This is a genomic window from Curvibacter sp. GW821-FHT09D12 (genome assembly GCF_059416245.1).
Genome location: NZ_JBWKOU010000003.1, coordinates 223329 through 237943 on the forward strand (window position 1 = coordinate 223329; position 14615 = coordinate 237943).

The window sequence follows — 14615 nt, forward strand, 5'->3', positions numbered from 1 at the left end:
GCCCGGCTCAGGGCTTCTTGATGTTCCAGTACACCTGGGCGCCGGCGGGCACCAGGCCGGTGATGCCCTTGCGCACGGCGGCAGGTTGGCTGTACTGGCCCACGGGCACGTGCGTCACGGTCTCGAAGGCGCGCAACTGGGCGGCCTGGGCCAGCTTCTTTTTGTCGGCGTCGGTGCTGGCCTGGGAGAACTGCAGCTTGATCTTCTGCAGCTCGGGGTCGTCCTGCCAGCCGAACCAGCCCTTGTCGCCAGCGGCATTCATCATGGCCATGGTCAGCGGGTTGAGGATGTCGGAGGCGGTCCAGGACGTCATGAAGGCGTTCCAGCCGCCGGCGCTGGGCAGGTCTTTCTTGGCGCGGCGGGCCACCAGGGTCTGCCAGTCCATGGTCTGCAGATCGACCTTGAAGCCCGCCTGCTCCAGTTGCTGCTTGGCCACCAGGGGCAACTTGGCAATGGCACCCAGGTCGGTGGGGCGCATCAGCACCACCGGTTCACCCTTGTAACCGGCCTCGGCCAGAAAGGCCTTGGCCTTGGCCGGGTTGGCGATGCCGGTGTACTCACCGGTGGCATCGGATTCAAAGGGCGTGCCGCAGGGGAACATGCTCTTGCAGTAACGCGACATCCCGGGCGCACCCACCTGGGTCTTGAGGAAGGCCTCCTGGCCCATGGCCAGCATGGCGGCGCGGCGGATCTTCTCGTTGTTGAAGGGCGCGTGCAGAAAGTTGAAGCGGAAGATGAACTGGTTGCCCGCGGGTTGCGCATCGACCAGGGTCAGGTCAGGGTTGCTGCGCAAGGTGGCGTATTGTTCGAAGGCCGGTTGCTCCAGGATGTCGACCTCGCCGTTGATCAGGGCATTCATCTGGGTCTGGGCATCGCGAACGATCACCCACTCGACCCGGTCGACATACACGTTCTTGCCACCCGTGGTGCCCGAAGGGGCCTCGGCGCGGGGCTTGTAACGGGCGTTCTTCAGAAACACGACTTTTTCGCCGGGGCGGTACTCGTCAGCCTTGAAGGTGTAGGGGCCGGAGCCGATGGTCTCCTTGATCTGGGTGTCGCCCGGGGTGTCGGCCACACGCTTGGGCATGATGAACGGCACATTGGCTGAGGGCTTGCCCAGGGCTTCGAGCACCAGGCCGAAGGGCTCCTTGAGCACCAGCACAAAGGTCTTGGCGTCGGGGATCTCGTAGTGGTCCAGGGCCTTGGCCAGCTGGCCGCCCATCGTGTCGCGGCTGGCCCAGCGGGTCAGCGAGGCCACCACGTCTTCGCTGGTGACGGTCTTGCCGTCATGGAACTCCAGGCCGTCGCGCAGCTTGAACGTCCAGGTCTTGTTGTCCTTGGACACGCTCCATTTCTCGACCATCTGCGGCTTGATGCGCCCATCCAGGTCGGTGCCGAACAGGGTGTCATAGATCATGTAGCCGAAGTTGCGCGAGATGTAGGCGGTGGTCCAGATCGGGTCGAGCACCGTGACGTTCGAGTGCGGGATGATGCGCAGCGTCTTGGTGTCGGCCAGGGCCCCCAGGTGGGTGCCGGCGGCGGCCAGGCCCAGCAGCAGGCCGGCGGCCCATTGGCGGCGACGTGCGCTGTTGAAGGAACGTTCGGACAAGGCTTTGTGCAGTGGCAGGGGCATGGACAGGTTCCTGTTCGGTGGCAAGGGGGACGGGCGGCGCTGGGGCCTGGGCACTCTGCGCAGGGTCGTCATCAGCGATGGGGGTATTTAGTCACGTCCGATACCAATTGACTATGTACAGTTGGGGCCATGAAGATCAGCACAGTACGCACACGAAGCGCGCCCGCACGCCCCAGCAGCAGACCTTTGGCGCACCGTTTTCAGGCACGCGCGGCTGGGCTGTACCAGGGTGCACCACGATGATCACCTTGCAGCCCGACAGCGCCACGCCGCTGGTGCGCCAGGTGTTCGAGGCGATGGCCGCCCTCATCGACAAGGGCAGCCTGCGCCCGGGCACGCGCCTGCCCTCGGTGCGAGGCCTGGCGCGCGAGCAGGGCATCAGCACCATGACCGTCACCCATGCCTACCAGCGCCTGGTGGCCGAAGCCTATGTGGAGGCCCGTCGCGGCAGCGGCTACTACGTGGCGGCGCCGGCCAAGGCGCAGCCCCGCCATCGCCCCTTTGTGGGCCGTACCCAGGTGGATTCGCTGTGGCTGATCCAGCGCGTGTTCGAAGACGACAGTGCCTTGCTCAATGCCGGCTGCGGATGGTTGCCCCCGGATTGGCTGCACCTGGAGGGCGTGCGCCAGGCACTGGCCAGCCTGGCGCGCAAGAGCCCCGCCGGGCTGGCCCATTACGGCACGGCGCATGGCTACCTGCCGCTGCGGCAACAGATCCAGACCCAGTTGGCGGCCCGGGGGGTGCAGGCCAACCCGCATCAGTTGGTACTGACCCATGGCGCCACCCAGGCCCTGGCCTTGCTGGGGCGCTGCCTGCTGCGGCCGCGCGACACGGTGTTGGTCGATTCGCCGGGGGCCACCAACTTCTTTGCCGCGCTGCGGGCCATGGACCTGAGGCTGATCGGGGTGGAGCGCCGGCTGGACGGCCCCGACGTGCAGGCGCTGGCCACCCTGGCCCAGCGGCACCGGCCCAAAGCCTTTTTCACCACGACCACGTTGCACAACCCCACCGGGAGCCAATGCTCGCCCACCGTGGCGGCTCAGGTGCTGAAGTTGGCCGAGCAGCACGATTTTCATGTGGTGGAAAACGAGGTGATGGCCGGCCTGGACCCCCCCGGTTCGGTCAATCTGGCCGCCCTGGCGCCGCTGGGCCGGGTGTCTTATGTGGGCAGCTTCTCCAAGACCATCACCCCCAGCCTGCGGGTGGGCTTTGCGGCGGTGAGTGAAGACCTGGCCGAAAAACTGGTCTACCAAAAGATGCTGGGCAGTCTGACGAGCTCTGAACTGACCGAGAAGCTGGTGCACACCGTGCTGGTGGACGGGCATTACCGCAGCCATCTGTCGCGCCTGGGCGAGCGCCTCGCGCAGGCCCAGCGGCAGGTGTGTGACGGCCTTGAGGCGGCTGGCATGGTGCTGTTCACCCGCCCCCAGGGCGGGCCGTTTGTGTGGGCCGGCCTGGGGCACGATGGGGTGGATGTGCAGGCCGTGGCACAGCGCGCCGTGGCCGAAGGGCTGATGCTGGCCCCCGGCAACCTGTTCCGGCCCGATCTCAAACCCACGCCGTGGCTGCGCTTCAATGTGGCCTATGCCCACGACCCCAGGCTGTACCGCTTCCTGAGCCAGGAGGTGAAGCGTGCTGTGCGCCGCTGAAGGGGCTGGCGTGCAGGCCGGGGAGGGGAAGAGGGCGCAGCGACCGCCTGATCGGGTGGGTTGGCCGCCCACACGCTAAAATGCCGGGTTTTCCACGCACCGCTCGGGTCAGGGCGGGCCGGTCCCATTCAGCGACCGGCCGTTCTGCCCCCAGCCCCTGCAGCTCCACCCAAACAGGCCGCCCAAGTGACCTCGCACCCCTCGCCCACGATGCACCACCTGCACATCAGCACCTTTGAAGGCGGCAACGCCTTGAGCGCTTTCCGGGTTCAGCAACTGCTGCCCCGGCTGCAAGTCATCCACGACCGCATCTCCGGCATCGCTGCGCGTTTTGTGCACCTGGTGGCCTCCGAACAGCAGCCCGACGCGGCCACCCGCGAGCGCCTGGCGGCCCTGCTGACCTACGGCGACCCCTACGCCGGCCCCACCGAGGGTGAACTGCTGCTGGTCAGCCCGCGTTTCGGCACTGTGTCGCCCTGGGCTTCCAAGGCCACCGACATCGCCCACAACTGCGGCCTGGCCTTGAAACGCGTCGAGCGCGTGACCGAGTACGTGATCACCCTGAAGCAGCCCTTGCTGGGCAAGGCCACGCTGAGCGATGAGCAGCGCGGGGCCGTGGCGGCGCTGCTGCACGACCGCATGACCGAATCGGTGATGTTCGAGCGGGCCCAGGCCGCCGGCCTGTTCACCGAGCTGCAGGCCCAGGCCATGGCGTACGTGGATGTGCTGGGCGGCGGCCGTGCCGCGCTGGAAACGGCCAACACCCAGTTCGGTCTGGCCCTGGCCGACGACGAGATCGACTACCTGGTGGCCGCCTTCACCGGCTTGCAACGCAACCCCACCGATGTGGAGTTGATGATGTTCGCCCAGGCCAACAGCGAGCACTGCCGGCACAAGATCTTCAACGCCCAGTTCACCATTGACGGCGTGGCGCAAGACAAAAGCATGTTCGGCATGATCCGCAACACGCACCAGTTGGCCCCGCAGCACACCGTGATTGCCTATTCGGACAACGCCTCGGTGATGGAGGGCCATGCGGTGGAGCGTTTCAATGCCGCCTCGGCCCAGGGCCAGTCGGTGGCCTATGCCAAGAGCGAAGCCACCCACCACGTGCTGATGAAGGTGGAAACCCACAACCACCCAACTGCAATTTCGCCTTTCCCGGGCGCCTCGACCGGCGCGGGCGGCGAGATCCGCGACGAAGGTGCCACCGGCCGGGGCTCCAAGCCCAAGGCCGGCATGACCGGCTTCACCGTGTCGCGCCTGGTGTTCGACGAGACGCAGAGCACCGAGTTCGGCAAGCCCGAGCACATCGCCAGCCCGCTGCAGATCATGGTGGAAGGCCCCCTGGGTGGCGCCGCCTTCAACAACGAGTTCGGCCGCCCGAACCTGGTGGGCTACTTCCGCGAATACGAGCAGACCATTGAATCGGACGTGGACAGCATCCGCCGCGGCTACCACAAGCCCATCATGATTGCGGGCGGTCTGGGCGTGATCGACGCCGACCTGACGAAGAAGATCGAGTTCCCGGCCGGCACGCTGTTGATCCAGCTGGGCGGCCCGGGCATGCGCATCGGCATGGGCGGTGGTGCCGCCAGCTCGATGGCCACCGGCGCCAACGCGGCCGAGCTCGACTTTGACTCGGTGCAGCGCGGCAACCCCGAGATCGAACGCCGGGCGCAAGAGGTGATCAACCATTGCTGGGCCCAGGGCGCGGGCAACCCAATCCTGGCCATCCACGATGTGGGCGCTGGCGGCCTGTCGAATGCCTTCCCCGAATTGACCAACGACGCCGGCCGCGGTGCGCGCTTCGACCTGCGCAAGGTGCCGCTCGAGGAGTCGGGCCTGGCCCCCAAGGAGATCTGGAGCAACGAAAGCCAGGAGCGTTACGTGCTGGCCATCGCCCCCGAGTCGCTGGGCCAGTTCAAGGCGTTCTGCGAGCGCGAGCGTTGCCCGTTTGCGGTGGTGGGTGTCGCCACCGAGGAACGCCAGCTGGTTTTGGCGGACGAGGGCCAAGCGACCCCGGTCGATATGCCGATGAATGTGCTGCTGGGCAAGCCGCCCAAGATGCACCGCGACGTGAAGACCGTGGCGCGCCAGTTCAAGCCGGTGGACCTGACCGGCGTGAGCCTGCAGCAGGCCGCCATCGAAGTGTTGGCCCACCCGACCGTGGCCAGCAAGCGCTTTTTGATCACCATTGGCGACCGCACCGTGGGGGGCATGAGCCACCGCGACCAGATGGTGGGGCCCTGGCAGGTGCCGGTGGCCGACTGCGCGGTCACCCTGGCTGATTACAAGGGCTTTGCCGGCGAGGCCATGAGCATGGGCGAGCGCACCCCGCTGGCCGCGCTCGATGCCCCAGCCTCGGGCCGCATGGCGGTGGCCGAGGCCATCACCAACCTGCTGGCCGCGCCCATCGAGCTGCCCCGCGTGAAACTGTCGGCCAACTGGATGGCCGCGTGTGGCGAGACCGGTGAAGATGCCGCCCTGTACGAAACCGTGAAGGCCGTAGGCATGGATCTGTGCCCGGCCCTGGGCGTTTCGATCCCGGTGGGCAAGGACAGCCTGTCCATGCGCACGCAGTGGAAGGACGAATCGGGCCAAGCCAAAAAGGTGACCTCGCCGGTCAGCCTGATCGTGAGCGCCTTCGCCAGCCTGGCTGACGTGCGTGGCACGCTGACGCCCCAGCTGGATGCCAGCGTGGACGACAGCACCCTGGTGCTGATCGATCTGGGCAAAGGCCAGAACCGCATGGGCGGCTCCATCCTGGCCCAGGTGCTGAACCAGGTGGGTGATTCGGTGCCCGATGTGGACGATGCGCAAGACCTGAAGAACCTGGTCAATGCGGTCAACGCCTTGCGTGCCCAGGGCAAGATCCTGGCCTACCACGATCGCAGCGATGGCGGCCTGTTCGCCAGCGTCTGCGAAATGGCTTTTGCCGGCCATGTGGGCGTGGCCCTGAACGTGGACATGCTGGTCACCGAAGGCGACGGCATCAGTGACAGCCGTGCCGAGTACGGCGACAGCAAGAACTGGGCGCAGCAAGTCAGTGCCCGCCGTGAAGAGCTCACCCTGAAGGCCTTGTTCAGTGAGGAACTGGGCGTGGTGCTGCAGGTGCGCACCACCGAGCGCAACGAGGTCATGCAGACCCTGCGCGAGCATGGTTTGAGCAAGCACAGCCACTTCATCGGCAAGACCCGCCCCGCCGGTGCCGCACTGGACGTGGGCAAGGGCGAGATCCAGGTCTGGCGCGACACCAAGAACGTGTTCAGTGCCAGCCTGTCGGACCTGCACCAGGTCTGGGATGCGGTGAGCTGGAAGATCTGCCAGCGCCGTGACAACCCGGCCTGTGCCGACGCAGAACATGCCGCCGCCGGCGCGCCCAGCGACCCGGGCGCCCACGTCAGCCTGAGCTTTGACCCGGCCGACAACGTGGCGGCCCCGTTCCTGAACCTGAGCCGGCCCAAGGTGGCCATCCTGCGCGAGCAGGGCGTGAACTCGCACGTCGAAATGGCCTATGCCTTCACCGAGGCCGGCTTCGAGGCTTACGACGTGCACATGACCGACCTGCAAAGTGGCCGCGCCCAGTTGAGCGACTTCAAGGGCGTGGTGGCCTGCGGCGGCTTCAGCTACGGCGACACCCTGGGGGCCGGCATCGGCTGGGCCCGCTCGATCACCTTCAACCCGGTGCTGGCCGAGCAGTTCAAGGGTTTCTTCGGCCGCAGCGACACCTTCGGCCTGGGCGTGTGCAATGGCTGCCAGATGTTTGCCGAACTGGCCGACATCATCCCGGGCGCCGAGGCCTGGCCGCGCTTCACCACCAACCAGAGCGAGCGCTTTGAGGCCCGCCTGTCCATGGTGGAGGTGCTGGAATCGCCCAGCCTGTTCCTGCAAGGCATGGCCGGCAGCCGCCTGCCGATCGCGGTGGCGCACGGCGAGGGCTATGCCAACTTCAAGTACCGGGGCAAGCCGGCCGAGGCGATCGCGGCCATGCGCTTTGTGGACCACTTTGGTGCGGCCACCGAGGCCTACCCCTTCAATCCCAATGGCAGCCCGCAAGGCCTGACCGCCGTGACCACGGCCGACGGCCGCTTCACGGCCATGATGCCGCACCCCGAGCGCGTGTTCCGCAATGTGCAGATGAGCTGGACTTCGGGCGACAAATCCGAGTTCAGCCCCTGGATGCGCATTTGGCGCAACGCCCGCAAGTGGGTGGGTTGATGCCCACCGGCTGAGCTGCACAGGGCTCGCCGCTGTTCGAAAAGGCCCGGCCGCGTTGCGCTGCCGGGCCTTTTCGTTGGCCGGGCGTCATCAGACTTGATGCGCATCAAGCCTGCGGCATCAGAAATGAGACACACTCTCGCCGAATTGAAGTTTCTTTTTGTAACTTTTTGCCGGAGGTCAGCCCATCTGGGGTCTTCAAACTGAGCGCCCGGCCCGCAAGATGGAGTGTCGTGATGAATGGAAGCCGAGCCCGGTGGCGTGATCTGAGCCTGGGAACCCAATTGTCCCTGAGCAATTTCCTGCTGGTACTGGTGGTTCTGACGGCCTTGATTGCGGCCATCACGTGGTCCGTCTCTCGGGCCACCGAAGAGCAGGCCACCCAGGAGGTGAGCGACAAGACCCAGTTGCTGGTGCACCTGATCAAGGCCACCGACGACGATTTGCGGCTGCGGACCTCGGCCCTGGCTTTGGCCTTCAATGCCCGCCTGAATGGACAGGTGAGCCTGAGTGGCGAAACGGTCGACATGGGCGGCAAGCAGGTGCCTGTGATGCTGCTGCATGGGCGGCAGGTCAATCTGGACAACAGTGTGGTGGACGAGTTTTCTCAACTCACCAAGAGTTCGACCACGGTGTTTGTGCGCACCGGCGACGATTTTGTGCGCATCACCACCTCTCTCAAGACCGAACAGGGCCAGCGCGCCAACGGCACCGCACTGGACCGCCAGCACCCGGCCTATGCCCTGGCCTTGCAAGGCCAGCCTTTCGTGGGCCTGGTGTCACTGTTCGGGCGTCAGTACATGACGCGCTACGACCCCCTCAAAGACACCGCTGGCAAGGTGGTGGGCCTGAGCCTGGTGGCCCAGGAGTTCACCGAGTACCTGGCCATCCTCAAGAAGACCGTCCGCGAGCTGAAGATTGGCGAGACCGGCTATTTCTATGTGCTGGATGCCCGCCAGGGGCCGAACTACGGCAACCTGGTGATCCATCCGGCCAAAGAAGGCAAGAACATGCTCGACTCCAAGGATGCCGACGGCCACAACTTCGTGCGCGAGATGCTGGAGCGCAAGACGGGTGTGCTGCGCTACCCCTGGATCAATGCGGAGCTGGGCGAAACCAGGGGCCGAGAAAAAGTCATCTCCTTCACCTACTTCAAGGAGTGGGACTGGGTGATTGCCGGCGGCACCTATGCCGAGGAATACTCAGCCGGCGTGGTGCACCTGCGCAATCTGTACGCCCTGCTGGGGGCGGTGATCGTGCTGCTGATCTCGGTGGCCTGGTGGCTGCTGTTCCGCAAGCTGGTCGTCCAGCCCCTGGTCGCAGTAGGCCATGCGGCCGACCAGATTGCCCAGGGCGATCTGACGGTGGCCCTGCAGGTGAATCGGCACGACGAAGTCGGGCGTCTGCAGGAGTCCATCAACCGCATCAGCCAGGGCTTGGCTGGCGTGGTTCGCTCGGTGCGCGAGAACTCGCAAAGCGTGGCCACGGCCAGCGCCGAAATCGCCCAGGGCAACCAGGACCTGAGCGGGCGCACCGAAAGCCAGGCCAGCGCCCTGGAGCAGACCGCGGCCTCGATGGAGGAGCTGGGCTCGACGGTACGCCAGAACGCCGAACATGCCCGCACGGCCAGTCAGTTGGCGGTGACGGCCAGCACGGTGGCAACCCGCGGTGGCGAGGTGGTGGGGGAGGTCGTGAACACCATGCGTGGCATCAACGACAGCTCGCGCCGCATCGCCGACATCATCGGCGTGATCGACGGGATCGCCTTTCAAACCAATATCCTGGCCCTGAATGCCGCCGTCGAAGCGGCCCGCGCGGGTGAACAAGGGCGCGGCTTTGCCGTGGTGGCCAGCGAGGTGCGCAGCCTGGCCCAGCGCAGCGCCGAGGCCGCCAAGGAGATCAAGTCGCTGATCAGCGACAGCGTCGAGCGGGTTGAAAAGGGCAGCGACCTGGTCGATCAGGCCGGCCACACCATGCAGGAGGTGGTGGAGGCGATCCAGCGCGTCAGCGACGTGGTGAGCGAAATCAGCACTGCCAGCGGCGAGCAAAGCGCTGGCGTAGCCCAGGTGGGCGAGGCCGTGACGCAGATGGACCACGCCACCCAGCAGAACGCAGCCCTCGTCGAGGAGATGGCCGCTGCCGCCAGCAGCCTGCGCCATCAGGCCGATGAACTGGTGCGCTCGGTGTCGCTGTTCAAGGTGGATGAGGGCGCGCCATCATGGCGCACAGTGGCTCGTGCCGAACCTGCTGCGTCTGTGCAGCCCAGGCAGACTCCGTACGCTGCCCGGCCAGCGCTGAAACTGGCGGCGGGTGGGGCTGAGCGCAGAGCCGCACAGGCCGCGATCGGCTCGGGCTCAGAGGTGCGCCGCGGGACCGGCACCACCGGCAGCGGCGGCAGTGGCGGCGCTACCGAGAGCGATTGGGAAAGCTTCTGAACCGGGCAGGGCAGGGGCGATTGACCGCGCCTGCCCGGCGAGCCCGCTGACGTGGGCGCCGAGGTACCGGCTCAGGCGGCCGGCAACTGTTTCATCTCTCGGCGCAAGGCCACGGCATCCAGATCGGCGATCGAGGCTTCACCGTGAGCGAGGCGGAACAGGCGCATCGAGTGGCTGACCTCATCGACCTCAAGGTGCAATGCCTTGGCTGCCGCCGCCAGTTGCTCGACCAGGGCCGCATTCTGCTGGGTGATCGAGTCCATGTCGGCCACCGCCGAGTTGATCTGAGAGATGCCCCCCTGCTGCTCGGCGGCTGAGTGACTGATTTCGTGCAACACCATGCTGACCTTGCCCACCGCGGCCAGTGCCTCGTCCATGCGCCCGCGGGCGGCCTGGGTCTGCTGGCTGCCACTGTCGATGCGCTCGGAGGACTCCACGATCAGCTGGCGAATCTCCTTGGCTGCACCCGCCGTGCGTTGCGCCAGGGCCCGTACCTCGGACGCCACCACGGCGAAACCACGCCCGCTCTCGCCAGCCCGGGCCGCCTCGACGGCAGCGTTCAGGGCCAGGATGTTGGTCTGAAATGCCACCCCTTCGATCAAGTGGATGATTTCACCGATCTTGTGCGACGACTCGGTGATGCCCGTCATCGTCTGAGCCACCGATTGAACCGCCTCGTTGCTGCGTCCGGTCACATTGGACGTCTCGGTGGCCAGGTGCGCCCCCTGGGCCGCAGCAGCGGCACTCTGGCTGACCATGCTGTTGATTTCCTCCATGGCGGCCGCGGTCTTCTCCAGGCTGGCGGCCTGGGATTCCGTGCGGGTCGACAGGTCATGGTTGCCCGCAGCCACCTCACGCACGGCATCGCCCAGGTAATCGACCTGTTGGCGCACGTCGCGCACCACCGTGCGCAGATTGACCGACAACTGATGCAGGCTTTGCTGCAACTGCCCCAGCAGACCGGAGTCGCCGGTCTTGATTTCTTCGGACAGGTCGCCGGAGGCCAGGCGGTTGGCATCGTTCATGATCTGGCGCAAGGGCGCCACGGCCCACGCATGGGTGAGGTAACCCGCGACCAATGCCGCCACCAAAGCGGCCGTTGCGGTGAGGCCGGAAGGGGCACCGAGTGCGATGCTGGCCCAGGTGACACCCGCCACGGCGGCATACAGCACGCTCATGCGCAGGGGCCTGAGCCCTTGCATGACTTGTTGCCAACGGCCTGCCAGACCGGTGCGCAGCACAGCGCCTTGGCGCAGCACATGCCGCAGGTGGCCTTGTCGGGCTTCTTCTCGCATCACGGCGTACAGCGCTTCGGCAGCTTCAATCTCTTCGCGGCGTGGGGCGGTGCGAACCGAAAGATAGCCTGTGATGCGTTGGCCATCGCGCATGGGAGTGGCATTGGCGCGAACCCAGTAGTGATCGCCGTCCTTGCGCCGGTTCTTGACCAGACCGGTCCAGGGTTGCCCTTGTTGCACGGTGTCCCACATGTCGCGGAACGCCTCGGCAGGCATGTCAGGGTGGCGCACCAGATTGTGGGGCTGGCCCAGCAATTCCTCTTTGGGGTAGCCGCTCAGTTCGATGAAGTCCTGGTTGCAATAGGTGATGCGCCCCTTGGTGTCTGTCACCGACACCGGGGTCATGCGGGGTGGGTAGAGATGCTCGCGCTGTGTGACGGGTTCATTGATTCGCATGAAAGTCTCGATGGGGGCCACTCACCACAGGGGCGGCGGCTGGGTGGTTCACGACAACGCAACGGTGACGCTTTGACACTGACAGCCTTGAAATGTAAACCGCCCAGGCCGCTCGCAAACAGATCGCTCCCGCAAAATCGGCATATTCAACAAGAAACCCCGGTCAAGCCTGATCGAATCTGTCACTTGTGAGGGCTTGAATCAACAGCCAGAAGACTTTTCATCAGATCAAGGCCGCAGCACAGCAGCCTCAATCTCGCGCGGGAATGTTCAGCCCCCGCTGCACGGCCGGGCGTGCCACAAAGGACGACAACACCCGTTGCACCTGCACAAAATCAGCCTGACCGACCAGGTCACCCGCTTCGTAGAAACCGAACAGATTGCGCACCCATGGCCAGATGGCGATGTCGGCAATGCTGTAGTCCTCGCCCATGATCCAGGTGCGCCCTTGCAGTTGCTGCTCCAGCACCCCCAGCAGGCGCCGGGATTCGGCGACATAGCGATCGCGCGGGCGCTTGTCCTCATAGTCCTTGCCCGCAAACTTGTGGAAGAAGCCCAACTGGCCGAACATGGGCCCGATGCCGCCCATCTGGAACATCAGCCATTGCAGCACCTGGTATCGACGCGCCGGGTCGGCCGGCAGCAACTGCCCTGTCTTTTTGGCCAGGTAGACCAGGATGGCGCCCGACTCGAACAAGGCCAGGGGCTGGCCACCCGGCCCTTGGGGGTCCAGGATGGCCGGGATCTTGTTGTTGGGGTTGAGCGAGAGAAATTCGGGCGACAGCTGATCCTGGGTCTGAAAGCTCACCAGATGGGCTTCGTAGGGCAGGCCGATCTCCTCCAGCATGATCGACACCTTGACCCCGTTGGGCGTGGGCAGCGAATACAGCTGAAGCCGATCGGGATGTTGTGCGGGCCATTTGTGGGTGATGGAAAAAGAGGAGAGGGTGGAGGAGGGGGTGCTCATGACGTTGCCGGTGCTGGGGCGCGACCCGGGTCAGGGCCGGCCATTGGTTGGATAGACCGCCATTGGAACCAGTGCGCGCAGGGCCTGCAAGCGGCGACGTTGGTGCCACGGTTCATGGCAGGGGCATGTTCGCCACACCGTGCACGTGCCAGTCCGGCCAGCCTGCTGGATGCCCGCCCGCATCGCTGAAAATCCGGAGGCGGGCCGCTGCTGCGCCCAAACCACTCAAGGACTTCAAGATGGATCTGTCTGCCCTGCAGGCCACGTTGCGCCAGTTTGCCGCCGATCGCCACTGGCAGGCTTTTCACAACCCTAAAAACCTGGCCATGGCCTTGATGGTCGAAGCCGCCGAGCTGACCGAGATCTTTCAGTGGATGACCCCCGACGAAGCGGCGCGCACCCGCGAAACACCCGATGTACAGCAGCATCTGGGCGAAGAAATGGCCGATGTGCTGTTGTACCTGCTGCAGCTGGCCGACCACACCGGGGTCGACCTGGAACAGGCGGTGGCCGATAAATTGATCAAAAATGCCCAGAAGCACCCGCCGCTGCCGCCTGCATGAAGCTGGGGCAGGGCGGGGGATTTCAGCGTGGTGTGCCAGCGCCCGCCGTCGGGACAGGGCTGACATGGCCCCGGGCCACGAACGGCACCAGGCCCAGCACGAAACCAAGCACCGACAGGGCGCCCACGTAGTGCGCCGGTGCCAGCACGTCCTTTTGCAACCAGGTGGTCATGATGATCGGCGTCAGCCCACCAAACACGGCATAGGCCATGTTGTAAGCAAATGACAGGCCGCTGAATCGCACCCGGGGTGGAAAGGCCCGCACCCCCACGATGGGCACGATGGCGATGGTGCCCACAAACAGGCCGGTGATGGCGTAGTGCCACAGCAATGAAGCCGGCGTTCCGGGCAGGTCGGTGTAGAACAGGTAGCTGCTGATCAGCAAGCCAGCAAATCCTGTCAGCATCACAGCCCGCGTGCCCAGGCGGTCGCTGGCCCAGCCCACCAGAATGCATCCCGCGCTCAGCATCAAGGTAGCGAGGGCATTGGCCTGCAGTGCCAGGGTCACCGGAATGTGGTGGGTCTTTTGCAGGTAGGTTGGGGTGAACAGCACCACCACCACGATGGCGGCCGAGAGCACCCAGGTCAACAAGGCCACCACCGCGCAGGCCCATCGATGCTCACGCAGCACGGTCTTCACGGGCAGTTCTTCGGCAATGTGGCGCAGTTGCGCCAGTTCTTTGAAGATCGGGGTCTCTTGGAGAAAGCGTCGCAGGTACACCGACACCATGCCAAAGACGCCCCCCAGGATGAACGGAATGCGCCAGGCAAACCCCTGCACCTCGGCGGCTTCGTAATGGCTGTTGATGCCGATGGCCACCAGAGAACCCAGCAAGATGCCGCCGGTGATGCCCGAGGTCAGCGTACCAATGCCCAGGCCGTAATGGCGCCGCGGCACGTGTTCGGCCACAAACACCCAGGCGCCGGGCATTTCGCCGCCAATGGCAGCCCCCTGCAAAACCCGCATGGCCAGCAGCAGCAAGGGCGCTGCGACGCCAATCGAGGCATAGGTGGGCAACAGGCCGATCACCAGCGTGGGCAGCGCCATCATGAAGATGCTCAGCGTGAACATGCGTTTGCGGCCCAGCTTGTCGCCAAAATGCGCAATCACGATGCCGCCCACCGGTCGCGCCAGGTAGCCCGCCGCAAAGATGCCAAACGTCTGCAACTGGCGGAGCCAGTCCGGCATGTCGGCGGGAAAGAACAGACCGCCTAACACCGTGGCAAAAAAGACGTAGATCACAAAGTCGTAAAACTCCAGTGTGCCCCCGAGCGCGGACAGCGCGAGGGTCTGGTAGTCATGGCGATTGAGGGGACGGTGTGGTGCCTGTGGCGCCACACGCTCGGAAGTGGAAGTCATGAAAAGCCTGGATGGGTCGCCGGTGTGGCGACAATGCGTGACGAAGGCCGCAGGTCGTGTGGCAGGATTTCAGCTGTTCAGGGGCCTGGGGGTGGA

Annotated in this window: 8 protein-coding genes; 4 read left to right on the forward strand and 4 right to left on the reverse strand. The window is 65.4% G+C overall.

The features are described 5' to 3' along the window. Positions 1–7: 7 nt before the first annotated feature. A complete protein-coding gene (locus AC07PT_RS05895) occupies positions 8–1633 on the reverse strand; it encodes an ABC transporter substrate-binding protein (protein ID WP_494656105.1) in 1626 nt (541 codons plus the stop codon). 239 nt (positions 1634–1872) lie between these two features. Here AC07PT_RS05895 and AC07PT_RS05900 point away from each other — a divergent pair, with 239 nt between their 5' ends. From AC07PT_RS05900 to AC07PT_RS05910, 3 genes are all read left to right on the forward strand, one after another. Then, entirely contained in the window at positions 1873–3282 is a 1410-nt protein-coding gene (locus tag AC07PT_RS05900) for an aminotransferase-like domain-containing protein (RefSeq protein WP_494656106.1), read from the forward strand. A gap of 210 nt (positions 3283–3492) precedes the next feature. After that, on the forward strand, positions 3493–7503 hold the full coding sequence (purL, locus tag AC07PT_RS05905) for a phosphoribosylformylglycinamidine synthase (protein WP_494656275.1): 4011 nt from the start codon (positions 3493–3495) through the stop codon (positions 7501–7503). Positions 7504–7739: 236 nt separating this feature from the next. Beyond that, positions 7740–9938 carry a methyl-accepting chemotaxis protein gene (locus tag AC07PT_RS05910; protein WP_494656107.1) on the forward strand — a complete coding sequence of 733 codons (2199 nt, stop codon included), beginning with the start codon at positions 7740–7742 and terminating at the stop codon, positions 9936–9938. 71 nt (positions 9939–10009) lie between these two features. On the opposite strand, the gene AC07PT_RS05915 is transcribed toward AC07PT_RS05910, so the two are convergent. After that, complete coding sequence (locus tag AC07PT_RS05915) at positions 10010–11629, reverse strand: methyl-accepting chemotaxis protein (protein WP_494656108.1); 1620 nt, start codon at positions 11627–11629, stop codon at positions 10010–10012. A 250-nt stretch (positions 11630–11879) separates the two neighbouring features. Continuing rightward, positions 11880–12596, reverse strand: a complete 717-nt coding sequence (locus AC07PT_RS05920) for a glutathione S-transferase N-terminal domain-containing protein (RefSeq protein WP_494656109.1) — start codon at positions 12594–12596, stop codon at positions 11880–11882. A 239-nt stretch (positions 12597–12835) separates the two neighbouring features. Between AC07PT_RS05920 and AC07PT_RS05925 the strand changes: the two genes are divergently transcribed. Continuing rightward, a complete protein-coding gene (locus AC07PT_RS05925; protein WP_494656110.1) occupies positions 12836–13159 on the forward strand; it encodes a nucleotide pyrophosphohydrolase in 324 nt (107 codons plus the stop codon). A 22-nt stretch (positions 13160–13181) separates the two neighbouring features. Here AC07PT_RS05925 and AC07PT_RS05930 read toward each other — a convergent pair whose 3' ends face one another. Further along, complete coding sequence (locus tag AC07PT_RS05930; RefSeq protein WP_494656111.1) at positions 13182–14519, reverse strand: MFS transporter; 1338 nt, start codon at positions 14517–14519, stop codon at positions 13182–13184. Positions 14520–14615: the final 96 nt, after the last annotated feature.